Below are 25,483 nucleotides of genomic sequence, written 5' to 3'. Positions count from 1 at the left end.
CACTGCTTTTTGGATATCGATGGCAGTATAGCAGTGCGGTAAATTCATAATTTTACTATGTTAATTATGATGTTCAATAATCATGACTGCGGTTGTGTCAGGTTCTAAAGCTCGTAATACATGAGTAACATCACCAGGGTAGCAAATATAATCACCAGATTGTAATTCTTGCTGATCATCTAAAGTGCCCACCATTGCACTGCCACTGATAATAATAATATGTTCAGTGACATTCTTACTGTGGGGATCTGAAACTCTATCTTTTCCCGGTTGTGCAATTACCGTGTATATATCGCGTTTTGCACCTATTGGACAGGATGAAAGTAAAAAAGCATGGTAATAGGCTTTTTCTGCGCTAATTTTAAAGCCATCGCCTTTACGTATTACCTTCACTTCAGGCTGTGGCGCTGAAATAAGTTGAGAGAAAGGGATGTTTAATGCAACACAAATTGCCCAAAGTGTTTCAATACTTGGATTTCCTTGTCCTGCTTCTAATTGAGATAATGTTGATTTTGCAACACCGGCTCGTCTTGCTATTTCAGCAAGTGAAAGGCCCGCTTTTTTTCTTTCTCTAGCCAGTGCTTGAGAAATAATTTCAATAGGCGCACAAGGCGATGACATCATAGATTCCTTCAAAAATCATCTTGCAAAAAAATAAGTCGTTCAACATAATGAACGAATGGTTCGATAAAAAATACTACATTCTATGAAAATTAACAGTCGTCTTGATAATAACGTACTTAGAGATATTGTGCTTGTTTCATTAGCAGATGGTATCGTCGGTATCTCTTATGGTGCATTAGCACATACCCAAGGCTTTGATTTTTGGGTACCGTTGGTGTTATCCATTTTTGTTTTAGCGGGGGCTTCCGAATTTCTTTTTATTGGCGTTGTGGCGATGGGAGGAAGTGCAATATATGCCGCTCTTGCTGGATTAATGGTCAATGCACGACATATTCCTTTTAGTATGGCCGTAAAAGATTTACCGGGGAAAGGGCTTAAATCATTATTAGGTTTTCATATATTAAATGATGAAAGTGTTGTATTTGGTTTATCTCAACGTACTGCTGAACAAAATAAATTAGCATTTTGGGCCTGTGGGTTGGGTATTTTACTTGTTTGGCCTTTAGGAACCATGCTTGGTGTTTACTTAGGATCATTTATTGTAGATATAAAGATGTTAGGGCTAGATGCGATGTTTCCAGCCATCATCCTCGCATTAAGTTTACCGGCATTAAAAAATAAACTAACACGCCATGCAGCAATAATAGGAAGCATTATTGCACTTGCAACCACATTATTCCTCCCTGTTGGGATCCCCGTTTTATTATCGCTATTAGGCGTATTGTTTGTGATAAGGAAAATATAATGTCCACGGCATCTATTATTACAGGAATTATTATTCTTGCTGTTGGTACATACGCCATGCGTCTTTCCGGCATATTACTCAACAATAAAGCGGGTGTATCAGAGAGAGTTAAAGAGCTCCTCTCATTGTCGGCGATTGTTATTCTGTTTTCAGTGGCGATGACATCGACATTTTTTGATGGTGACCAACTTGCTGATATCTCAAAAGTTATTGGTGTGGGTGTGGCAGGCGTTCTTACTTGGCAGAAAAAGCCTTTTATTATGATTGTACTGAGTGCCGCAATAGTGACAGCAGGTTTACGTTGGTTAATTAATCTTTGGGGATAATCCCCCTTTAGGTCATCACTGTAATAAAATAAAAAGGAGGTACAATATCCTCCTTTATTATGGAATATCGGTTATCTATCTATTAATCGCTGTCTGATGATTTAGCCTCTAAAGGCAGAACAATAATAAAACCAATACCTTTATTATTTAGCCCTTCAGTCACAAGTAACGATGCTTGAATTTTATTAGCGAGATTTTGTGCAATAGATAGACCTAATCCACTCCCTGTTTCGTTGGAGCCAGGAACGCGGTAAAAACGTGAAAATAGAACATTGATATGTTCTTTTGCGACACCAGGGCCATCATCACGCACGATAACATGGATCCCTTCCGCATATCGATTCTCAATAGTTACCTCAACTTGGCTACCTTTGGGGCAATATTTGATGGCATTATCAAGCAGATTATTAAATATAGAGAGCAAAGCCTGTTTATCAGTTTTAATCGTTAAAGCGTGGCCTTCATTGAGTGATAGCTCAATATTTTTAGTAATTGCATAAGGAACACGTTGTGCTATTGCATTTCCAATGACGTTATAGATATCAAGAGATTCTATTTTTAATGGAAAATCGTCAGATTCTAATCGCGCCAAATCAATTAATTGATGAGAAAGAGCCGCCGCTCTATCAAGAGATTGTTTCATATCATCAATAATTTCTTCACGCTCTTTTTGATCATCGACTAAAGAGAGCAGGTGTAATTGAGCAATAACAGCGGCTATTGGTGTTCTCAATTCATGGGCAGCATCTGCCATAAATTGTTTTTCACGAATATTGGCCGCGTCAATTCTAGCCATTAATTGGTTTAATTCTTTAAAGATAGGGCGTATTTCTTTAAATTGCTGGCCTACATTTATCGGCGTTAAATTACGAGGTTTACGATTAGAGATAAGCTCTGCAGCTTGTCTTAGAGGCCGTAAACTAAAATAAGCGGTAATTAAGATTGCAAAAATAACAGTCGCAAGAATAAATAGGAAAGGAACAAAGGTGCCTTCAACAGGGTTACCAATAACATGGCCTCTATCTTCAACCGACTCACCAATAAAGACTTTTATTTTGTGTTTATCACCCCAACTAAAAGAGAGGATCCACTTTTCACCCGCCACAGATACTCTTTCTGATGCTAATGAAAGAACTCTTGTAGGGATTGGTAGCTCAGGGCGGTTAGTATAAATCAGGGTATTATTTGCATCTAAGGCAATAATCCACGGCAGATATTGTAATTCATCATCCTCACCATTGAGCATGGCGTCGATATACATACCTTGTAAGTTATGAGCGACTTCTTTAAGGACTTCAGGCTGATCAGCAACAATTTCTAAGGTATTAGCAAAACCCTCAGCAATAATTTCTTGTTGTTGATTATAAACTTTTTCGAACTCAGCAAGATAATCAAATTGTATCCAAGCTAACCAAACGCCCCAAAGCATAACTATGGAGATAATCTGAAGGACAATGGTGTAAATAAAGAAGGAGCAGATCTTCATTTAATTAGCTTCTTTTTTTAATAAATAACCTACGCCACGAACCGTGATAATGCGCTCTTTGCCTATTTTTCTTCGTAAATTATGCATATGCACTTCAAGGGAATTACTTTCGATTTTATCGTCTAAACCAAATAAACGCTGTTCTAACTCTGATTTACGTACCACATTGTCAGAATTACGCATTAATTCATATAATAGTTGGTATTCTTTACCTGATAACAAAAGCAGTTCGTTATTTAAAGTGACTTGATGGTTTGCTGGATTAAGTTGTAAATCACCAATGGACCATATTTGTGAAGAAAAACCAGCCATTCTACGACTAACCGCTTTTACGCGAGAAATAAGTTCAGGCATAGCAAAAGGCTTTGGTAAAAAGTCATCTGCACCTGAATCTAATGTTTGTACTAAATTATCAATTTGAGTGCGAGCAGTTAAAATGATAATTGGAATTTTCTCACCACTTTTTCTAAGTGCAATCAGTTCGTCTTGCCCATCACCATCAGGTAGACCTAAATCTAATAACATTAAATCAAAAGGGCGCTGGCTTAATTGAACACGAGCATCTGCAAGTAATCTGACCCAACATGGTTGAAAACCTGCAATTTCAAGCCCGCGACAAAGCGCTTTACCAAGTTGTAAGTCGTCTTCAACTAATAAAATATTCATAATAATACCTACCTAAAATCGTCTTAAGAAAGTATAAGAGCCAAATAAAAATTGAGCAATATAATAAAATGTAAAGCAAGGTTTGATTAATGAACTCTTAATGTAAGATAAATTTTTATTTAATATGTTTTACTAAAAATAAATGACTAGAGTTTTTAGGAGTAGATTGAGATAAATATACTATTTATTTCATTTTTATCGTGTTAAGGCATTTAATGTTAATTTTAAAGATTTTTTTTAGATAGAATTAGCGTAATTAACCTAATGTGAATAATAAATATCTCACATTATTATGCTAAGATAACTTAAATACTTTATTTGAGATGTTTTAGATTTAAAAATGAAGTCTATTAAAAATTAATGTTTAATAAATAAGTTTTTATGTTTAAAATAATATAAATATAGAATATTGATTTTATTGAATAATATAGCTATTAAATTGATGCCTTATTCTTTTATTGAAAATAAATAACTATTTTAATATACCCCTGTTGTGCAACATTTTTATCAGATTTAAATTATTTACTCTATTCATCTATACTCTTGCAGTAAAACTTAACTACTGGAAAGGAATTAAATTTTCAATAAAAGGAATTTATATGAAATTAGATGGTGTTATTTAGTATAAATTAAATCATTCTGTGTCAGAAATGCTCCCAACCCTCTGGGAGCATTTCACATATCACTTGCAAAGTGAGTTATCCCACAACATTAAGTTAAATGGTAAATTTAACGGTTTCACCAATTCATTTGTGGTAGTTTGAAGCTCTGCTTTTGCTTGAGCTAGTCGTTGTTTATCTATATCAGGAATAAAGCCATCTTTTGCTGGTAAATCATCTAATGTGTACTCTTCCACTAAAACGCCATTAGCCCAACGTTGAAATAGCCAATAACTTTCTGGCATCAAAGTATATTTTGTACCGTCAATAATTGTTGTTTTATCTTCCTGATAACGAACAGGAATAAGCTGGTTTGCAACATTATCCCAAATCCAACCTTTGTATGTTCCATCTTCTAATCGATTTATCGACCAATGCATATCATCAGGATGATAAAAATACAGCTCAGTTAATACAACGTAAGATGTATTTTTTGTTGATAAAGAAGCTTGAATAAGGCCATTAGTAAAATAAGAAATATAAAGCGTTTTATTATCAATATTCAGTTCAATACTGCAAGTATTCCAATGTGTTATTGTTAAACCTTCTTTAGCTGGTTTTTCTGGAATGGAAATCACCGCATCTGTTACATCATCTTCTGCTGGTGGGTAGTAATGACCTGTAATATATTCACCATTATTGCCATAGAAGTGCCAGGTCGCCAATGGTGAGCTTTTAAAAAATTTATTAATAGTCAAAAAAGAGAGCAGTGCAATAGTCAAAAAAAGAAATATAAATTGTATTTTTTTAGCCATTTTAATTAATTGCCTATTTTCCGTTTGCTGGACAGAATTCTATAAATTCGGATAAATAAAAGCGAGACATTTAATTAAGAAACGTAATATACTTTTCCGTAATTGAGATAATAAGTATACTTTAATGACCTTAAGATAAATACTTAGATAAGGATGTTTGTAATGATTAAAAATAAAGTACTAGCAGAGCATTATTTTTTAAAAGAAATGGACAATGATAATTATTATCCAACACATCTTGTGAAGAAAGGACAAGAGTTATTAAAAGCACTTTGTTTAAAAATAGAAGCAACTTCACCTAAAAATTTGGCAGAGCTTTATATTCTTACGCAAGAAACAACAGACCAATTTAATGAGTTAGCTGAAGAGTTTTATGAGGAAAATAGCGAGATCGAAACAGTAGCAAGAGAGTGTATTGCTGAAGATTTTGGCGTCATTGCTGATGAATATGGCTTTGAAGATGCTGATATAGAAGAATTAATTGCAACACGAGATTGGTAGAAATAAGATGAGAAAACTATTTTGTGTTTTCTCATCTAGATGAGCTTTAATTTTATCAATGACCATCTAAATGATAATGAGAATAATTTAGTTGACAAAGAAATATTTATTAATAAACTAGCACCCAGTTTAGTCAACAAAGACTCGTAAGCGTTTACGTTAATCAACGCATATAACATTTTTAGCCTGTTGTATTGGCAGTTATGTGCTGTTGTACAATCGTATTATTGGAGTCTTTATCTATGTCTTTTCAGGACAAAAATTACTTTTTAGGTATTCCTAAACTTCCTACTCGAGCAATGATTTTTCTTGTTCCCTTTTTCCTTTCTTTTATTATGTCAGGTATTGTTTCGTTTATTAGTACCGTCAAATCGTTAGGAATGGGAATGTATGTAATCTCCCCATGGTTAACTTCTTGGGGGATCTCTTGGATGATTGCTTTTCCAACGGTTTTATTTGTCTTACCAATCGCAAGACGCTTTTCACTATTATTGGTGAAACCTGCCAAATCTAATGATTAATCAACAAAGAGATCCGCATCAATTGCGGATTTCTTTGTTTTTCACAATGTGAAGTAAAACATCGCCTAAATGAATAAGATCCGATAGCCTTAAACCTGTATATTTAAATGGTATATCTAAAAGCGAAGACATTTTCTTTGCATAAATTCTTATTGATAGCAGGAGGCTTTAAATGAGTTTGTTGTTCTCCCCTAAAAAATTAGGCCCCCATCAGTTAGATAACCGTATTATTGTTGCACCTATGTGCCAATATTCAGCACAAGAAGGTTACCCAACCGCATGGCACACTATGCATTACGGGCAACTAGCACTATCTGGTGCTTCGTTAGTGATTGTTGAAGCAACAGCGGTTGAGCCTAGAGGTCGTATTAGCTATAAAGATTTAGGTATTTGGTCTGACCAACATGGTAATGAACTAAAAAAGCTAGTTGATAATATTAAACTGTATTCATCTGCAAAAGTCGGTATACAGATTGCACATGCCGGACGTAAAGCATCGACTGATTTACCTTGGAATGGCGGAGCATCATTAGCGCCAGATTCTCCTAATGGATGGCAAAAAGTTGCACCTTCAGAAATCCCTTTTGGAAAGAATCATCAACCTCATGCGTTGGCTGTCGATGAAATTGACGAAATAAAACAAGCTTTTGTTGATGCTGCTAAAAGGGCTGAATCAGCAGGATTTGACGTTATTGAGATCCACGGTGCTCATGGATATTTATTGCACGAATTCCTATCTCCACTATCTAATCACAGAACGGATCAATACGGTGGTGATTTTAATAATCGTAGTCGGTTATTAGTGGATGTCTTTGTTGCAGTGAAAAATGCAGTTTCTGATAATGTTTGTGTTGGCGTCAGGATTTCCGCAACAGATTGGGTTGAAGCTGGTTGGGACTTAGAAAGTACGATTGCTTTAACTCAGCATCTTGAAGAGTTAGGTTGTCATTATATTCATGTTTCTTCTGGTGGATTATCAGAAAAGCAAGAAATTAAGCTAGGCCCTAATTACCAAGTACCATTTGCTCAAGCAATTTATAATGAAACACAACTGCCTGTTATTACAGTTGGCCTTATTACTGAGCCAGAACAAGCAGAAGCTATTTTACTTACAGAGCAAGCTGATTTTATCGCTTTAGGCAGAGGTATTCTTTATGATCCTCGTTGGCCTTGGCATGCAGCAGAAAAACTCAAACAAACCATAAAAGTAGCACCTCAATATTTACGTTGTGCGCCTCATGGTAGCAAAGACTTTTTTAAATAATATTATCAAGCTACGGGAAATAACCAATCGTTATTAAGGTTATCCGTAGCTTTTTCTTTGATAATCTTTATTATGGTGCAGATAAACTGCAAGTATAAGCGCATTGCGTTGGAAAAGTTGGCCGTAAAGCAAGATGAAAAAAAATCCCTTATTACTTCAACCAAGGATTGCTTAAGACGATGTGTTTTGAATGCGAACACATCATCAGAGAATTAAGCATTCTTTGATGACTCATTAATTTATAGCGAGTCATATTATGAAAAATAAACATTGGTCGCGTGTAGAATATCTGCACGAAACAGTTAAAAATAAAAACATTATCATCAAAGGACAACACAGTTATTACAGTGATTGTTGGGATGATGGTTTTGAAACTTCAGTTGTACGTTATCTATATGGTGACGAGATTAGCCTGCAATGGGAACCATTGTGGGAAATTGATAAATTATATATTGGCGATTATGTCTGTATTGGTGCGCAAGCGGTGATATTAATGGGTGGCAATCATACTCACCGAATGGATTGGTTTTCTCTTTATCCTTTTATGGATAAGATTGAGGAAGCCTATATTGGCAAAGGTGATACCTATATTCATGATGGCGCATGGATAGGAATGCGTGCAATGATAATGCCAGGTGTGACAATTGGTGAAGGTGCTATTGTTGCGGCTAATAGCGTTGTTTCCAAAAATGTTGAACCTTATAGCATTGTAGGAGGAACACCCGCACAACATCTTAAATATCGATTTGAGCCTAAAGTTATTGAGCAACTATTATCTTTAAAGATTTACCAATGGTCAGAAAAGAAATTTGAAGCGCTCAGACCTCTTTTATGCCAATCATCAATTGATAAATTATTAATTGCAGAAGCACAGTTTATTGAATAATACTAACCCCCCTAAGCGGTAATAAGCCTAGGGGTTTTACTTAGTGTTTCTTTTAATATATTTTAAAAATAGTATTTATATTTATAGAGTAGCATTTCCTTTTATTTGATCATTATCTCAAAAGTAAAAATATTTTATTTTTATAGATGGTTAATGATTTTATTTTTTAAAATTTATTTTTGATTTTTATTTTTTATCTATTTTCTTTAGTTGTTGATTATCATTTAAATATAAATCAAATCACAATGTTTATTTATAATAAAGTTAATTATATGACATTGTTATTATTTTTAATTAATAGAGTTTCAATTTATCATTAGTTTATTTTATAAGATATCTAATGTGTAAAAAATAAAATACATATTATTCTATATGTGACTTTATTAATTATGGAGTGATGTGGGTATGATTAAAAATAAATATTTTCAGGTAAAGCTGTTAGTGATTTCATTATTATCATCACCTTTATCTTATGCAAATAATACAACCTTATTGGGTGGAAATAGTAAAGCAGACGGTAATGAATCTACGGCTGTTGGATATAATACGTGGGCGCATTCTGATCAATCAACGGCAATCGGTGCTAATGCAGGTGCTGAAGGTGAAAATGCAACTGCAATAGGACATAGAAGTACGGCAATTGGTGATAATGCGATGTCATTGGGAAGTGGTGCAATGGCAATTGGTGAGGGTTCTCTTTCTATAGGTTCTCAGGCTTATAGTGAAAATAAAGACTCAATTAGTATAGGGAAAGGAGTAATAAATAATGCTGAGAATGGTGTTATTTTAGGTAGTAGTAGTCGCCTTTCTGATAACGCAGAGAATTCAGTGATTATTGGTAGTAAGTCTTCAGGATCAGCAAGTAATGCGATTATATTAGGTGATAATAGCAGTAATAATCGTAATAATACATTATCAATCGGTAGTGATAAAAACCAGAGGCAAATTATTAATGTTGCAGCAGGTACGGAAAATACAGATGCCGTCAATATTTCTCAATTAAAAAAAGAAAAAGATAATATTCTTATTGAGGCTGATAAGCGCATTAATGATAATAATACCACTATTTATAATAAAATTGAGCAAGAGAAAAATACGATTGTTGAAGCAACAACAAAACAAATAAATGAAAATAATGAGATAATACAAGGAGATATCATAAAGGCAAATGAAGCAGTCTTAAAAGAGAGCGAGCTTAAAGCAAAAACATTCGCAGAAAATGCAGAAAAAAACTCAAATCAATATACTGATAGTAAAATCAATGAGTATCAGACTAATACTGTTAATTATATCAATGAAGTTAAAAGTGAAATGTATCTTTATAATGAAGAAAAATTATCTGATCTAAAAGTAGATACTGAAAATTATACAAATAAAAAAGCAGATGAAATAAAAAAAGGTGCGGAAAGTTATACTGATAATAAAATAAATAATATGAAGGAAGTAATAGAGAAGAGCACAAATAATAGGATCAATGAGTCTGAAAAAAATATTAAAGAATACACTGACTTTAAAGTCAACGAACACGATAAGAAAATAGTTGAACACGTTAACAATATTAAGGATGAAGTTACCTTTTCAACAGAGCGAAGGGTTAACGCATCAGAAAAAAATGCCAATAGTTATACCGATATTGAGATTAGTAAAATAGCATCGGGTATAGAAGGACTTATTGGAAAAAATAATGAGAAATTAACCAAAGAACATCAAAGCTATGTTACTCAAAAAGGAAATGAGTATATAAATGTGACCAATACGATAATTAATGAAAGAGATGAATCGCTGAAGGAATATATTGAAAAATCAAAACATGACTCTATCTCTATTGCAAATGAATATACCAATAATAAATTTAAGAATATCTTTATTGATAATGATATTGCACTTAAGAATATGGATAATAAAATCGATAAAGCAGATAAAAGAGCAAGTGCCGGGATTGCTTCTGTCGCGGCGATGGCTAATATTCCTTACGTAACCAATCACACGTTTAGTTTAGGTGTTGGAGTGGGTAATTATCGCGATGCTAATGCATTTGCAACGGGTGCTCAGTATCAAATAACAGAAAGCGCCATTATTCGTGTTTCAGCTTCATGGAATACAGAAGATCGCGGTGTTGTAGGCGGGGGCGTTTCTTATGGCTGGTAAAGCATTTTTGTATTGTGCTGAGTAAGATAAAAAGTAGAGATAAGGTTGTTACTTTTTTATCATTCTGCTGGCTTTTATGCCTTTGATTTGAATAATAAAGGTAACAGCCTTTGTTTTCTATGTGAGTAAAATATGATTTATCTTCATTCAGGTGGTGGTGCTTTTGAAAAACAAGCAAGAGTTAATCAAGTTGCAACGGAAAAAGCACAAGAAATTGCTAAAAATAAGATAAAACAAGTGGTGCAATTTAGATCACTGGCAGAATTTCCTGTTGATCTTGAAAAGATTGGGGCGATATTACTGATTGAACCTACCATTGAATTAGCGCTTGAAGTAGGGCGACAGTATTCACAATCAACGGATATTGTTATTGCTGAAAGTGCAACAGCAGGAAGGAAATTGACCGTTTGTCAGATTGAATTTGAAGTAACAAAAATCTGTGTTTTCTGATTTTTGGATTTATTCAGTTATCCACATTAACTGTGGATAACTCTTGTTTTACATGTTAGTAATCTTATTATTTATTGATTTTATTGGATATTTTATATTGCTTGAAAAGCATCCATTTAAATTAATGATCTTAATACTTTATTATTATTCAAAATAATAAAGAACATAATAAAATAATGTCATTTTTAATTAATAGAGATAAAAAGTATGACAAATCTCTCTATAGATACTATTTATCGAATAATGGCGTTGGTTTTCCGTCATGATCAACCGCAACAAAATTAAATTGACCATGGATTACTTCTTCACGGCCTTCTGCGTACATATCTTCAAGAAAAATAGAAACATTTACCGTTAAACTTGTGCGTCCAACACGAATAACTTCACCGACTAATTCAATAATCGTACCCGATGGAATAGGGTGATTAAAATTTATTTTTTCAGTAGAAACCGTCACTAGACGTTTACGGCTAAAGCGGGTAGCGGTGATAAATGAAACTTCGTCCATCCAAGCTAGTGCTGTGCCACCAAAGAGTGTTGAGTGGTGATTGGTGGTGGTAGGGAATATGACTTTAGAAACACGGGTGACTGAATTTTTAATTTTATCTTGTAGTTCAGGGGATAAGTCAGAGATGGACATAACAATAAAGCCTTTTTCTTTAATACTGTAGGGAGATATTCCCCACAGTATAAAATAGAGTAAATTGAAAGCAAAGTAGATGAATGATTGATTATGCCGTCTGTAACTAAAAGGTTATTTCGCCAGTTAAAAAGAGTGCAGCATCACCTGTCAGTAAAACGCGATTATCTCTTAACACACAGTTAATATTTCCACCTCGTTTTGAAACTTGTCTTGCTTGTAACTGTGTTTTATTGAGTTTATTAGCCCAAATTGGCGCTAATATGCAATGTGATGTACCCGTAACAGGATCTTCATTCACGCCTTTTACGGGGGCGAAGAAGCGAGAAATAAAATCAAAAGGAGCATGACCTTTAGCTGTGATAATAACGCCAGGCAAAGGTAACTGTGTGATTTGAATGAAGTCAGGTTGGTAGTTAGTGACTGTTTCTGGATCAGATAAAAAGCAAACATAACGATCATGCGCTTGCCAAACTTCATCGATTTGTAATGCTAATTTTTCTTCAAGGGCTGATTTTATATCGTTATTTAATGTTGCAGGTATAGCTGGGAAATTCAGTGTAAAAAGAGAGTTTTGGCAAGAAACTGTGAGTTCACCTGAAAGAGACTGGAATTTAAAGAGATCATGAGGGGAATGTTTTATGGTTTTTAGTACAAAAGCAGTGGCTAATGTTGCGTGTCCACAAAGAGGAACTTCAATTTTAGGTGTAAACCAACGAATATGGTCACCAACTAAAAAAGCGGTTTCAGGTAAATTAATCTCACTAGCAAGTGTAATTAAGGTGTCATCAGGCAACCATTCTTCTAACAAAACGACAGCTGCGGGGTTTCCTGCAAAAGGCATAGAGGAAAAAGCATTAACATAATAAATAGGAAGAACAGTCATTCCATTACCTTAGTGATAAACTATCAATAAATAGAAGGTAATGAGATTAAGTGTTTTAAATATTGGGTGCAATACTTAAAAACAGCATCTAAGTTGTAAGATATAAAAGCAAAAAGCCATGCCTAAGTAATTAGACATGGCTTTAATAATTAACGCATTAGATTAAGCTTGTGCTTTCTCTTTACTATCTGCGCTTTGTAAAAGCTTACGAACCGGAATAATCAGTGCAGCAAGAACAACGGCACAAATAACCAGAGCGATAGAAACATGAGAGAAGAAATCAGGCATGACATCGAGTTTATCTGGACGAATATTTCCACCCATTAAACCAGCTGCTAAATTTCCTAATGCGCTTGCACAGAACCATAATCCCATAACCTGCCCACGCATTTTAGCTGGCGCTAAAATAGTCATTGTGGCAAGTCCAATTGGGCTTAAGCATAATTCGCCTAATGTCAGCAATAAGATACTGCCAATTAACCAAAGTGGTGAAACACCTTGTCCTGTTGCAATAACGCTTTCAGATGCAAACATCATGACGGTAAAGCCACCCGCTGCAAATAAGATACCAATTACAAACTTACTCATACTGCTTAAATTCATATTCTTACGTGCCATCATTGGCCATAACCAGCTAAATACTGGTGCAAGAATAATAATAAACAGAGCGTTAACAGACTGGAACCAAACCGCAGGGATCTCAAATCCCATAAAGTTTAAGTCAGTATAGTCGTTAGCAAATAAGTTAAATGATGTCGGTTTTTGTTCGAATGCAGACCAGAAAAGGGCTGCTGAAACCAATAAGAGGAAACAAACAAATAAGCGAGAGCGATCACTACTACTTAATCCAGCAAATAGGAATAAATAGATAAAATAGGCGATAACACTACCGGAAATCACATAGACCATAAAGTTAGCCACAACAACTGGGTTAAAAGGAATAACGCCAGAAATAATAAGGCCAACAATTGCCATAAGAACAACAGATAACGCTAAAATCCATTGACCGACATTACGACGAACAACGGTTGGGCGATCCCAACTTGAATCTAAACCGACTTCGCTATCAAAGCGACGCATAGTAGGTACTGCGTAAAAGCGGAAAATCAGTAACGCAACAAGCATACCAATCCCACCAATACCAAAGCCCCAATGCCAGCCATAATCACGCACTAAGAAACCTGTGATGAGTGGTGCAATAAATGAGCCCATATTGATACCCATATAAAATAAGGAGAATCCACCATCACGGCGAGTATCATCCCTTTTATATAAGGTTCCTACCATCACAGTTACGCAGGTTTTAAATAGCCCCGTACCCAATACAATCAGTAATAAACCGATAAAGAACAGGTCTTGTGACCAAAATGCGGAAAGTGCGATGGATAGGTGCCCTAAAGCGATAAAGATAGAGCCATACCATACAGCTAGGCGTTGACCTAACCAGTTATCAGCGAGCCAACCTCCTGGCAGTGATGTTAAATAAACACCGCCTGCGAAAATACCCACAATAGCAGATGCCTGCTCTCTGGGGATTTCCATGCCACCCTCATAAACGGTTGCCGCCATAAATAGGATTAATAATGGGCGAATACCATAGAAAGAAAAGCGTTCCCACATTTCGGTGAAGAAAAGGGAGCTTAATGGATATGGGTGGCCAAAGAAAGTTCGGCTAGATTTTGAGTGAGTAGATTGCATCTTAAATTCCCAAAAAAAACCTCTACAGGTCGTTTGCAAGTAAAAAGAACAAAATAGCAGTAAGTGGAGAAACAGAATTATTTCATTCTGTTATCAGTATCCACCACATTTAATTAATATATTTTTAACATACTTTTGTCAGAATTCAGCGACTAAAAGTATATTTAATACTTTATAAACCATTTTTTGGTGCAAAAGTCGATAAAAATCTCATTTTGCAATAGTTAACCTTGCAATTTTTTGAAAAAAGAGGACAAGAAAATTTTAGAGGTCTTAACAAATGGGGGGTGAGAATATTCTTAATAAACAATAAATTACAAAAAATAGAATAAAAGAAGTAACAATTGAGCCTTTAAATGTAAAAGTATAATTTTTTGAAGAAAAAAAACTATTAACTGATCTTATTTGTGGATTTTTTGACTACTTTTCTTGTGGCCTTCTAAAGCTTAACCAAGAGTAAATTAAATTAAAAAAGACAACGGCTGCGGTGAAATAAAAAACAGCTCTAAATCCATAGCTTGCAGCAACAAAAGCCCCCATTAACGGCCCTGTAACATTTCCAACATCTCTTAGTGCTTGGTTATAGCTGAAAATTCGACCAGCAATAGCAGGGGTGATGTTGTAGAGGATAAGTGTTTGTACCGCAGGTAACATAGCAGCGTTGACTGCGCCAAGTAAAAAACGTAGCGCACCTAGCTCCCAATAATTACTGACCAGCGCCATTGGAATTAACATAAAAATAGAGAGCCCTAGGGTAAAGATAAGCACTTTATCCGGACCAATTCGGTCACCTAATTTACCAAAACGAGGGGCACTAATAAGTGCTGCAATACCGGGTACAGAGGCGATAACACCACTGATAAAGGCAAGATTGTTGACTGAACCCGTTAATTCACGGATATAAAGCGTCAAAATAGGTGTAACTGACCCCGTTGCTACTTGAATTATCATTGTGGTGAAAAACAGACACACAACGAGCCTTTTGTTTTTAAGGGATGAAAATACTTGTTTTGTGGTTAGTGCGTCTTTTTTAGAAACAGGCGTGAAGTTCTCACTGACGAAAAAGAGGGTGACTAAAAAGCAAATAAATAAAACGGCTGAAGTAATAAAGAAGACGGGGCGTAAACCATAGAGATCAGCAAGCATACCACCAATTAAAGGGCCTATTAATGCACCACTTACAGCACCTGTTGAAAGTGTACCTAATGCCCAGCCGCTTTTTTTAACGGGTACTTGAGTGGCAATTAACGCATTTGCATTCGGAACAAAGCCACCTAATATACCGAGCAAGGCTCTCAGTATTAATAATTGCCATATATTTTGTGCAAATCCAATTAATACCATCACAATCGCCATACCAAGGGCTGAACGCAATAGCATTAATTTTCGACCTTTTCTATCTGATAATTTTCCCCAAAAAGGCGCAGCGATAGCAGAAAAAAGGAAGGTAATACTAAATGCAACGCCTGTCCAAAGATTAAGCTCTTCGTGATCGGTTATACCCAGTTCCTCTACATAGAGAGGGAGAAAAGGCATGATCAGACTAAAACCGGCGCCAGTTAGAAAACAGCCAAACCAGACAATATAGAGATTACGTTTCCAAGAATTATTTCGGGGCTTGAGATCCATGTTACTCCTTTAGCCGAGAACGAGAGAGTAAACCAAGAAAATAGGCTGAAAATAACCGTAGCGATGTTGAGCGTGGCAACAACGAGTCGGTTTTCTTATTTTATGATGAATAAGAATATAGCCATGATACAGAATAAGTGCGATAGGTCTTGCTCTTATAATGTGTTTTGCAGGAGTTTACAGCTTGTGCTGTTATTGATTTTATTATCGTTATTGCAGTATATCGTGATATTACAAAGTGGCTGCTTTGGAATAAAACAGCCACTTTGCGATTAGTGTACTTTCTTTATTTCGTTATATAAAGAAGCGTCACCTTCTGGGCGAGTTTTAAAGCGACGATGCAACCACATATATTGGTCTGGCGCGCGTAAAATCTCTTGTTCAACCACTTTATTCATTGCTTTAGCGGCATTTTCCTCATTATCAACAGGAAAATCAGCAACAGGTGGTGAGATAATTAACTCATAACCTTTACCTTCAGGTAAGCGTTTGGGCGTAAATGGAATTAATGCGGGTTTGCTGGTTCTTGCCAGAATATAAGTCCCCGTTGTTGTTGCCGCTTTATCAACAGCGAACAAAGGTACAAAAACGCTTTTACGTGGACCATAATCATGGTCTGGTGCATACCAAACAATTTCACCTGCTTTTAAACTGCGGATCATGCCTTTGACATCTTTTCTGTCGATCATAAATTTATTAGAACGTAATCGACCCCATGTTTGTAGCCAGTCCATAACGGGATTATCGTTAGGGCGATAAACACCAACTCCAGGGGTATAGATACCAAAAATTCGAGCACCCAGTTCAAGTGTTAGAAAATGGATGCCAATGAGCAAAATGCCTTGTCCTTTTTCTTGAATCATTGAGACATTTTCAAGTCCACTGACTTTAAACCAACGTTTGACTCGCCATTCAGGCCAAAACCACGCCATGCCAGTTTCGAATAATCCCATACCAACAGATTCAAAATTTTTATTAACTAAGGCTTCTCGCTGACTTTTGGGCATCTGTGGAAAACAGAGCTCAAGATTACGTTCCGCTATTTGGACGCGTTTTTTTAAAAAAACTTTTGAAAAACGGCCTAGGCGTGTCCCTAGCCAATAAATGACAGGATAAGGAAGGAGAACCAGAATATAGAGTAATCCAATCCCGAACCAAGTTAGCCAATATTTAGGCTGTAAAAATGATTTTTTAAATGGAGGTGACTTTATCATAAGCCTATCTATTTACTATTTTTCCAATGAATATCTTATATTGTGACATTTTTTAGCTCAGATAAGAAATTTTGTCATAAATTAGGTGAAATTATTTCGATGCCTTGTAATGCAGTCACCAATTCAGCAATATTTTTAGCTGCCATTTTATCCATCACTTTTGCTCGATGAACTTCGACGGTTCTTATTGAAACACAAGCAACTTCTGCTATTTCTCTGTTCATTAATCCTTGAATAACATAATAAGCAATGTCTTTTTCTCTAGGGGTTAATGATGCATAACGGCGGCGAATATCGTGTGCGGTAAAACGCGTATTAGTTTCAAGAAATGCGGCATCTAATGCAGATAACAATGCATTACTATCAACGGGTTTTTGTAGAAAGTCGATAGCCCCTTTTTTGATCTCTTCAACTGCCATAGGAATATCGCCATGACCAGTCAAAAAAATCACAGAAAGTGTACTGTGCTTATCAATTAAATGCTGGTGGACTTGCCTGCCATCGGGTTTTGGCATTCTCATATCTAACAAGACAACACCTTGTTGATAGAGATTAACATTGTTGATAAAGAACTCGCTATCATTCCAAACATGGGCTGAATAACCTAAGCTTTCTAATAAAAACTGACAAGCATCAGTGACAGCAAGATCATCATCAACAAGATGAATTGTTGGCATTTTTTCTCCGTTATTTATTTTTGTTAGGGAAAATCAGTGTAATTTTTATTCCAACTTTATTTTGTTCATTCTTTTGGTTTTCAATATGAATATCAGCACCTTGAGAAAGTAATAAACGTTGGCAAATCACCAAACCTAATCCAAGTCCTTCCATTTTTGTTGTTTGGAATGGGGAAAAGGGGTGTTCAAGTTGGCTATGGCTCATTCCACCCGCATCATCTTCAATGACAATAAGTAACCTATCAGGGGCCTTATGGGTGCTAATCTTTAGTACTTTAGCGCCAGCTTGGAGACTATTGGTGATTAAATTGGATAAAATTTGCTCTAATAAAGTTTCGGGTAAACACAGGGTATCATGTTCATCAATATGAGTGATCAATGAAACCTGTGGGTATTTATCTTCTACGCGTAAGAGCTTCCAGATATGTTGAATACACTGCGCAATATTTTGATGAGAAAGCAACATCGTATCACTGTTAGGTGTTTGTTTTCCAACCCATAAACGTAGATTTCTAATGATATCAGCACCGCGCTGTGCCTGCTTATCTATTTGTTGCAATGCTGGGAGCAATGGGTGCGATTCATTCTCTTTTTTAAGGCGAATAACACTCCCTTGTGCATAGCTTTTAATCGCAGAAAGTGGCTGATTAAGCTCATGAGCAAACCCGGATGCCATTTCTCCCAATATATTTAAGCGCTGAGCGTGTTCTAACTCTTCCTTTTGCTGTCTTAATCGATTGTGAGCTTGTTCCAGTTGACGACTACGACGCCTAACTAAATAGCTGACCCACACTTGGTTTAGGATGAGAAAAAGAATGGCTGCTAATGAAAGACCAATAATAAATTGGTGCTGAATAGCCCAACTTTTCGCATCTTGCCAAAGCTGCCTTTGTCGAGGATGTTGGTTGACTTCTCTTAATAGATTTTCAACTTGAGTATGTGAAGCCGGCGCTCCCCATTTCATCGGTTTACTGTCATCGGTAAGTAAAACGCGAGTGACCTTATCAACAAGCTCATCAGGAACGGTATCTAGCGCTGCAAATGACCAATTAGGGTAGAGCGGTGTACTGGTTAAACAAGGGGTATTGGTTTGATAGGAAATCACGGGGCGGTAATCACTTTTACGAATAAGCCCTTCATGATCCATATTTTCCAGTAAGCAAACAGGAATAATTGCTGCGTTAATATCTTCATCACGTAAGAGATAAAGTAAAGCGTCGGCTGGAAAACCCGTGAAACGTAATGTGAAATCTTTATCAGGATCAATACCTTCTTCTCGTAGTGCTTTGTAACCTAGAAGATAGCCACCAAAGGCATCTGGTGCGATGGCGCCAACGCGTTTTCCGATTAATTCATGGGCGGAAGTAATTGGACTATCGTTACGGACGAGAATTAGGCTGCCAATGACATTTCGTGTTGTGTTATCAGGCTCATAGCCGGAACGTAAAGAAAGCAACCAACGTAATGGAAATGCATTATCTAATTGAACAAATTGCGCAGGATTTGTCAGTAAGAAATCAACATTTTTCTTTGCAACTGCTAATTTCATCTCTTCCAGATTTAACGGTACTAATACAAAGTTTTCTGATGGAAATTGTTCATTTAAGGTGTCAACAAGTGGATGCCAGTGTCTTTGCGTTGATGCATCACCACGTAATGCTAAAACACCGATTGTCCACTCTTTTGCAGAGGCTTGTAGAGGAAGTATAAAAAAGAGCAGTAATAACCCGATACTTACTGCGTTTCTTATCCCAATTGTCTGTTTTATCGTCATAAATATCTAATGTTAAATATTGTCTTGGATCAAGTTCGCACTTGGTATGTGGTAAACCACAATAGGTGTCGTCTTCAGTAATTTTTACAATGCATTTATAACAAAACACATACTTTTTAATTTCTATTTCCTTCACTCATAGTGAGATTGTGTTATTGAGTGATGCTGGAGACAAATATGGATCTTGGAAAACGAAAATTTCTACAACAATTAGGGGTCCTTACTGCTGGTGCTTCACTGGTTCCTTTAGCTGAAGCCGGCATTAAATTATCACCTGAGCGTCGTGAGGGCTCGGAAGATAAACGCTACGGAATGCTGATTGATTTACGCCGTTGTGTAGGATGCCAGTCCTGTACAGTAAGCTGTAATATTGAGAATCAGACTCCACAAGGACAATTTAGGACGACAGTAAACCAATATCAGGTTGCTATCAAGGGGCAAGAGGGGATAACCAACGTCTTACTGCCTAGATTGTGTAACCACTGTGATGAACCACCTTGTGTGCCAGTTTGCCCTGTTCAAGCAACTTTCCAACGTAAAAACGGTATTGTCGTTGTTGATAATGAACGTTGTGTTGGCTGTGCTTATTGTGTTCAAGCATGTCCTTACGATGCTCGTTTTATTAATCACTCAACACAAACAGCAGATAAATGTACTTTCTGCGCACATCGCCTCGAAGTTGGATTACTGCCAGCGTGCGTTGAATCTTGTGTCGGCGGTGCTCGTATTATCGGCGATATGAAAGATCCTAATAGTACTATCAGCAAAATGCTGCGTACTCATGAAAAAGAGCTAAAAGTATTAAAGCCAGAAAGCGGTACCTTGCCACAAGTTTTCTATCTCGGCCTCGATGATGCATTTGTACAACCGTTAGCAGGTCAAGGACAACCCGCATTATGGCAGCAGGAGGTTCACTCATGATCCCGCAAGTTTCTCAAATTCAAGAAGTCATCGCGATCCCTCAAGAATATTTTTGGTTACCTTGGGCTGTGCAATATTTCTTTTTCATTGGTATTGCTTGTAGTGCAACGCTTTATGCGTGTTGGCAGTGCTGGAAAGGCAGTGCAGGTAATCAACGTTTAGAAGCGGTTGCTGTATTTATTGCAGTAACAGCTGGTATTACGGCACCTCTCGCGTTAACAGCAGATTTACACCAAACAGCTCGTGTGTGGCATTTCTATGCTTATCCAACACCGTGGTCATGGATGGCATGGGGTTCACTGTTATTACCGTTATTCTCAGCGTTTAGTATGCTCTACTTTGCAGCGATGGTTGTTCGCTTAGTGTGGAAGCGTGAATACAAATTAACGCGTTGGGTTGCATTAGCTTGCTCATTAACTGCGATTGGTTTGTTGTTATATACAGGTCGTGAAGCATCTATCTTAAAAGCAAGACCGGTGTTGTATACCTATTGGTTACCAATATTGCTGTTCTTTAGTGCAATGCAAGTGTTACCAACATTACTGGCATTAGGCACTCGTCGTGAACCAGTACATCAGTGTGAATTAGCGATGTGGTTTGTAAGTTCACTGATGTTACTAGCTGTATGTACGGGCTTTTGGGTTGCTGGCGATACGATTTCAGGCCAAGCAATTAGAGAACAATTAGCAATGGGAAGTCTTGGTTGGTGGAGTGCCATGGGGGTTATCACGCTATGGGTTATCTCTGTCGCGATGGGTCTTTTGATGGCAAAACAAGCTCGTTCGGTTGCATTTATTACCATCATGGCATTTGTATCAATGGGACTTGCGTGGGTATTACGCTGGTTGATGTTGATGGGTGCTCAATACATTCCAAAATATAACATAATTACAAACCCTTATGAGTTTACGCTAGGTAATGATGGACTGATGGCAATTGTCGGTACATTTGGATTGTGGATAGCGTTAACCATTTTATTTAGAGAAAGTATTCGTTGGGTTGTCAGGAGAGTGCAGCATGGCTAAGTTTACAAGACGTCAATGGCTTAAAGGTGGGTTAGTTATCGGTGGTATTGCCGCATTTGCTGCCAGCTACCGTGATGTTGCTAAACGTGCCATAGATGGTTTAGTTGATGGCACATCAGGCAAAGTGACACTTGATAGGATCAACGGAAATTCTTTATTACCTGAAGGTAAAGTTGTAAAAGACGCAAAATGGCAAGCAAATACAGATCAATCTGTTTGCATGACACAATGTTTTGGTTGCTGGACACAATGTGGCGTCCGTGCTCGTGTTGATAGAGCAAACAATAAAGTTTTACGTATTGCAGGTAACCCTTATCACCCACTTTCTCATGATCACCACTTTGGCTATAACATGCCAATTAAAGAAGCATTTGAAAAAATGGGTGGTGAAAGTGGTTTAGAAAACCGTTCTACAGCTTGTGCTCGTGGTGCAACCATGATGGAAAGCTTAGACAGCCCAACTCGTATTCTTGAACCGATGAAACGTGTGGGGAAACGCGGTGAAGGTAAATGGAAACGCATCAGTTTTGAGCAGTTGATCCAAGAAATTGTAGAAGGTGGCGATCTCTTTGGTGAAGGTCATGTTGATGGTTTACGTGCCATCCGTGATTTAGATACTTTAATTGATCCAAAGCAACCGACTTTAGGCCCTAAAGCTAACCAATTATTAATGACAAATGCGGGTGATGATGGACGTGATACGTTTATTCGTCGCTTTGCTCAAAACTCATTTGGTAGTAAAAACTTTGGTGCCCATGGCTCTTATTGTGGATTAGCGTACCGAGCTGGCTCTGGTGCGTTAATGAATGATTTAGATAAAAACGCCCACGTTAAACCTGACTGGGATTATGTTGAATTCGCGCTGTTTTTAGGAACATCGCCGGCACAATCAGGTAACCCATTTAAGCGTCAAGGTCGCCAATTAGCTAATGCTCGTATTCGTGATTCGTTCAATTATGTGGTTGTTGCACCTGCATTACCGTTAACAACGACATTGGCTAACGATCATGGACATTGGGTTCCTGTTCAACCGGGAACAGATGCAGCTTTAGTGATGGGGATGATCCGCTGGATCATTGAAAACAATCGCTACAATGCGGAATATCTGTCAGTACCAAGTGAAGCTTCAATGAAAAATGTAGGTGAGAAGAGCTGGACAAATGCGACTCACCTTGTGATCAGTGATGAAAAACATCCTCTATCAGGGCAAATGCTGACAACAGCACATTTTAATGATGTTGCAGAAGGTGAAGAGCAAACTTTAGTTTTATCACTTGAGGGAGAATTAGTTCCATCTACTCAAGTTGATAAAGCACAATTGTTTGCTACGCATACTGTGACATTAAAAACGGGTGCTACTGTTACAGTTAAATCAAGTTTCCAATTACTTGATGAAGCTGCTAAACGTATGACACTGGCGGAATATAGTGAGCGTTGTAAGGTACCAGAAACAACAATTGTTGCATTAGGACGTGAATTTACGGCATATGGTCGAAAAGCTGCGGTTATCTCTCATGGTGGCATGATGGGAGGTAATGGTTTCTATACAGCGTGGAGTGTGACCATGCTTAATGCGCTAATAGGTAACTTAAACCTTAAAGGTGGGGTATCTGTTGGTGGTGGTAAGTTTAATGGTGCAACTGACGGCCCATGTTACAAAATGGATAGCTTTAAAGGTAAAGTTAAACCAAAAGGCATGGTGTTATCACGCAGTAAAGCAGCCTATGAAAAATCTGATGAGTACCGTGAGCGTGTAGAGAAAGGAGAATCTCCATATCCTGCAAAAGCACCTTGGTATCCGTTTGCTGCTGGACAATTAACTGAGCAACTAGGCTCTGCATTAGCTGGTTATCCTTATCCATTGAAAGCATGGATAACGAATATGACCAACCCTATTTATGGGATTGCAGGTATTCGCCAAGTGATGGAAGAGCGTCTGAAGGATCCTAAGCATCTGCCTTTAATTATTGGTATTGATGCCTTTATGAATGAAACTACAGCGCTGGCCGATTATATTGTTCCTGATACGCATAACTTCGAAAGCTGGGGTTTTAGTGCGCCTTGGTCTGGTGTTCAAACTAAAGCAAGTACAGCGCGTTGGCCGATTATCGAACCTCGTGTTGCAAAAACAGCCGATGGTCAACCAATTTCAATGGAAACATTCTGTATTGCGGTAGCAAAAGCTTTAGATTTACCTGGCTTTGGTGAGAAAGCAATTGAAGATATGGATGGTAACTTTTATCCAATCAATAGTGCAGAAGACTACTATTTACGTGTTGCAGCCAATATGGCATTTATGGGTGAGAAACCTGTTGCACCAGCAACCAATGAAGATATTTTATTGAGTGGTGTAGACCGTATTTTACCGGCGATAACGTCAACGTTAAAAAATGAAGAAGTCCTTCAAGTTGCGTACATCTATACACGAGGTGGTCGTTTTGCACCTTATGAGAAAGCATGGAATGGTGATGAAACTGGACCACAGTGGAAAAAACCATTGCAGATTTGGAATGAAGACGTTGCGAAAAACCATCACGCAATAACCGGTGAACGTTATAGTGGCTGCCCGACTTATTATCCACCGCGTTTATCAGATGGTAGTGATATTCATCAGCACTATCCTGAAGAGCAATGGCCATTAAAATTAATGTCCTTTAAATCTCATGTGGTAAGTAGTTCAACAGGCATGATCCAACGTTTAAGAATGGTGAAACCGAGCAACTTAGTCGCAATTAATCCTCAAGATGGTAAAAAATGGGGTGTTAATCATGGTGATAAAGTTCGCATTGTTACACCGGGTGGGCAAGTTGAAGCTGAGATTAGTTTACTCGATGGCGTGATGCCGGGTGTTTTAGCGATTGAGCATGGATATGGGCATCAAGAGTTAGGCTCTCGTCAGCATTACTTAGACGAACAACCATTACCTATGGATAAAGGTATTGGCAATGGTATCAATCTTAATGATTTAGGCTTTGCTGATCCAACACGTCAAATTACTAATACGTGGTTAGATTGGGTATCTGGTGCATCTGTTCGCCAAGGCTTACCTGCTAAAATTGAGCGTATAGCTTAATTATCAATTTGGTATTTTAAATAAGCACTTCACTCTTTATTAAATCAAGAGTGAAGTGCTCGCACAAAAAATTAGTTTTACTTTATCTGCGATAAGATAGAACTAGATCAGTTTAATTATTTTAATATCACATGTACCCTACATACATAATATTATAATAAATTTAAGGTGGCCAACACGCATATTAGCCACCTCAATTACAGTGAGTAATAATGGGAATTGGACTCCTTTTTTCTTCTGTTTTTTGATTTAAATATAATAAGATTATTTCTCGTATATATATTTTAAAATGTTATATATGAAAAATAATTCAATTCGATTTTTCACATTAATTTTTTCGGTAATATGTCTTTTGTGTGAATATACGGTGCTACTACTAATGGACAGTTTTTTAGCAATTTGATGATTAGGTATTTCATTCATCCAATAATTAATAATTTTTTGTTCTTGTAAACTGAAAATAGAACATAATGAATGTTTATAAGTTGGAAAGAAAACTTGGCAACGAGAAGTGAATAAAGATGTCTTTTCAAGCACCCAAGGAAGTATCTTCTTAGGGAGAATAAAACAGTTATTTGTCAATGCGATAGGTCTTTCTTTGTCTGGGTAGTTTGCATCAATATAAAGATAAAGGCGACAACTTCTTGTTGAAATGAAAAAAAACTGCAAATGTGGGCAATGTGCTATTTCTCGACAATACCTTGTAAGATCAATAAATATAATATCTGGCATTGAGTGATTAATATAATTATTTGCTTCTTGTATAGATGAGATGTCAATTATTTCATGTCTTACATTTTTCTTCGAAAAATAATGTTTTATACCATTACGAGTAAAAAAACATTCATCAATAATTAATACTTTCACAAATAACTTCCTTGTTTGTAGCCGTTTTAATTTATTAAAATAAAGATA

23 protein-coding genes are annotated in these 25,483 nt (G+C 36.8%); 11 read left to right on the top strand and 12 right to left on the bottom strand.

Going from position 1 to position 25,483, the window contains the following annotated elements; all coding sequences use genetic code 11:
* Window positions 1-60: 60 nt before the first annotated feature.
* Window positions 61-621, bottom strand: coding sequence for a helix-turn-helix domain-containing protein (locus NBG71_RS07160; RefSeq protein WP_159241956.1), 561 nt, complete (start codon window positions 619-621; stop codon window positions 61-63).
* 85 nt (window positions 622-706) lie between these two features.
* Between NBG71_RS07160 and NBG71_RS07155 the strand changes: the two genes are divergently transcribed.
* Complete coding sequence (locus NBG71_RS07155) at window positions 707-1,369, top strand: AzlC family ABC transporter permease (RefSeq protein ID WP_075674181.1); 663 nt, start codon at window positions 707-709, stop codon at window positions 1,367-1,369.
* Window positions 1,366-1,695, top strand: a complete 330-nt coding sequence (locus NBG71_RS07150; protein ID WP_083629136.1) for an AzlD domain-containing protein — start codon at window positions 1,366-1,368, stop codon at window positions 1,693-1,695. Before NBG71_RS07155 ends, NBG71_RS07150 begins: the two co-directional genes overlap by 4 nt.
* 82 nt (window positions 1,696-1,777) lie before the next feature.
* On the opposite strand, the gene NBG71_RS07145 is transcribed toward NBG71_RS07150, so the two are convergent.
* The 3 genes from NBG71_RS07145 to NBG71_RS07135 form a co-directional block, all read right to left on the bottom strand.
* Window positions 1,778-3,181, bottom strand: a complete 1,404-nt coding sequence (locus NBG71_RS07145) for an ATP-binding protein (RefSeq protein ID WP_250916722.1) — start codon at window positions 3,179-3,181, stop codon at window positions 1,778-1,780.
* The gene (locus NBG71_RS07140) at window positions 3,182-3,847 is read right to left on the bottom strand and encodes a response regulator (RefSeq protein WP_075674178.1); all 666 of its coding nucleotides are present in this window, start codon (window positions 3,845-3,847) and stop codon (window positions 3,182-3,184) included.
* 682 nt (window positions 3,848-4,529) lie between these two features.
* Window positions 4,530-5,171: a hypothetical protein gene (locus NBG71_RS07135; RefSeq protein ID WP_159241958.1), complete on the bottom strand. Its 642-nt coding sequence runs from the start codon at window positions 5,169-5,171 to the stop codon at window positions 4,530-4,532.
* A 252-nt stretch (window positions 5,172-5,423) separates the two neighbouring features.
* On the opposite strand from NBG71_RS07135, the gene NBG71_RS07130 reads away from it, so the two are divergent.
* The 6 genes from NBG71_RS07130 (at window position 5,424) to NBG71_RS07105 (ending at window position 11,031) form a co-directional block, all read left to right on the top strand.
* A complete protein-coding gene (locus NBG71_RS07130; protein WP_109420335.1) occupies window positions 5,424-5,762 on the top strand; it encodes a DUF5713 family protein in 339 nt (112 codons plus the stop codon).
* Between the two features lie 242 nt (window positions 5,763-6,004).
* Window positions 6,005-6,283, top strand: coding sequence for a DUF2798 domain-containing protein (locus tag NBG71_RS07125; RefSeq protein ID WP_075674363.1), 279 nt, complete (start codon window positions 6,005-6,007; stop codon window positions 6,281-6,283).
* A 172-nt stretch (window positions 6,284-6,455) separates the two neighbouring features.
* A complete protein-coding gene (locus NBG71_RS07120; RefSeq protein WP_075674362.1) occupies window positions 6,456-7,547 on the top strand; it encodes an NADH:flavin oxidoreductase/NADH oxidase in 1,092 nt (363 codons plus the stop codon).
* A 256-nt stretch (window positions 7,548-7,803) separates the two neighbouring features.
* Window positions 7,804-8,433, top strand: coding sequence for a CatB-related O-acetyltransferase (locus NBG71_RS07115; RefSeq protein WP_099660631.1), 630 nt, complete (start codon window positions 7,804-7,806; stop codon window positions 8,431-8,433).
* Between the two features lie 405 nt (window positions 8,434-8,838).
* Window positions 8,839-10,581 (top strand): YadA-like family protein, encoded by a 1,743-nt coding sequence (locus tag NBG71_RS07110; RefSeq protein WP_250916721.1) that lies wholly within the window; start codon window positions 8,839-8,841, stop codon window positions 10,579-10,581.
* 132 nt (window positions 10,582-10,713) lie between these two features.
* Complete coding sequence (locus NBG71_RS07105; RefSeq protein WP_159364135.1) at window positions 10,714-11,031, top strand: hypothetical protein; 318 nt, start codon at window positions 10,714-10,716, stop codon at window positions 11,029-11,031.
* Between the two features lie 229 nt (window positions 11,032-11,260).
* Here NBG71_RS07105 and NBG71_RS07100 read toward each other — a convergent pair whose 3' ends face one another.
* From NBG71_RS07100 to ttrS, 7 genes are all read right to left on the bottom strand, one after another.
* Window positions 11,261-11,671, bottom strand: coding sequence for an acyl-CoA thioesterase (locus tag NBG71_RS07100; protein WP_023581781.1), 411 nt, complete (start codon window positions 11,669-11,671; stop codon window positions 11,261-11,263).
* A gap of 106 nt (window positions 11,672-11,777) precedes the next feature.
* Window positions 11,778-12,557, bottom strand: coding sequence for a PhzF family phenazine biosynthesis protein (locus tag NBG71_RS07095; RefSeq protein WP_219495180.1), 780 nt, complete (start codon window positions 12,555-12,557; stop codon window positions 11,778-11,780).
* 162 nt (window positions 12,558-12,719) lie between these two features.
* Window positions 12,720-14,255 carry a peptide MFS transporter gene (locus NBG71_RS07090; RefSeq protein WP_075673839.1) on the bottom strand — a complete coding sequence of 512 codons (1,536 nt, stop codon included), beginning with the start codon at window positions 14,253-14,255 and terminating at the stop codon, window positions 12,720-12,722.
* Window positions 14,256-14,675: 420 nt separating this feature from the next.
* Complete coding sequence (gene mdtG, locus NBG71_RS07085; RefSeq protein WP_099660629.1) at window positions 14,676-15,884, bottom strand: multidrug efflux MFS transporter MdtG; 1,209 nt, start codon at window positions 15,882-15,884, stop codon at window positions 14,676-14,678.
* A gap of 272 nt (window positions 15,885-16,156) precedes the next feature.
* The gene (locus tag NBG71_RS07080) at window positions 16,157-17,098 is read right to left on the bottom strand and encodes a Kdo(2)-lipid IV(A) acyltransferase (RefSeq protein ID WP_099660628.1); all 942 of its coding nucleotides are present in this window, start codon (window positions 17,096-17,098) and stop codon (window positions 16,157-16,159) included.
* Between the two features lie 74 nt (window positions 17,099-17,172).
* A complete protein-coding gene (gene ttrR / locus NBG71_RS07075) occupies window positions 17,173-17,775 on the bottom strand; it encodes a tetrathionate respiration response regulator TtrR (protein ID WP_075673842.1) in 603 nt (200 codons plus the stop codon).
* Window positions 17,776-17,785: 10 nt separating this feature from the next.
* Window positions 17,786-19,549, bottom strand: a complete 1,764-nt coding sequence (gene ttrS, locus NBG71_RS07070) for a tetrathionate respiration histidine kinase TtrS (protein ID WP_159364133.1) — start codon at window positions 19,547-19,549, stop codon at window positions 17,786-17,788.
* Window positions 19,550-19,726: 177 nt separating this feature from the next.
* Between ttrS and ttrB the strand changes: the two genes are divergently transcribed.
* From ttrB to ttrA, 3 genes are read left to right on the top strand one after another with little or no spacing between them, the layout of a single operon-like run.
* The gene (ttrB, locus tag NBG71_RS07065) at window positions 19,727-20,470 is read left to right on the top strand and encodes a tetrathionate reductase subunit TtrB (protein ID WP_342601486.1); all 744 of its coding nucleotides are present in this window, start codon (window positions 19,727-19,729) and stop codon (window positions 20,468-20,470) included.
* Window positions 20,467-21,495, top strand: coding sequence for a tetrathionate reductase subunit TtrC (gene ttrC, locus NBG71_RS07060; protein WP_250916840.1), 1,029 nt, complete (start codon window positions 20,467-20,469; stop codon window positions 21,493-21,495). The genes ttrB and ttrC overlap by 4 nt, the downstream gene beginning before the upstream one ends.
* Window positions 21,488-24,568, top strand: a complete 3,081-nt coding sequence (gene ttrA / locus NBG71_RS07055; protein WP_250916719.1) for a tetrathionate reductase subunit TtrA — start codon at window positions 21,488-21,490, stop codon at window positions 24,566-24,568. Before ttrC ends, ttrA begins: the two co-directional genes overlap by 8 nt.
* 264 nt (window positions 24,569-24,832) lie before the next feature.
* Here the strand turns inward: ttrA and NBG71_RS07050 are convergent, their stop codons facing one another.
* Complete coding sequence (locus tag NBG71_RS07050; RefSeq protein ID WP_075673846.1) at window positions 24,833-25,435, bottom strand: response regulator transcription factor; 603 nt, start codon at window positions 25,433-25,435, stop codon at window positions 24,833-24,835.
* Between the last annotated feature and the right edge of the window lie 48 nt (window positions 25,436-25,483).

Origin of the sequence: Proteus sp. FZP2095 (genome assembly GCF_023701425.1) — a bacterium.
In the GTDB taxonomy this organism is placed as follows: domain Bacteria; phylum Pseudomonadota; class Gammaproteobacteria; order Enterobacterales; family Enterobacteriaceae; genus Proteus; species Proteus cibarius.
Note: the sequence above shows the minus strand (reverse complement) of the source record. Positions and strands in the feature narration are given on the sequence as shown.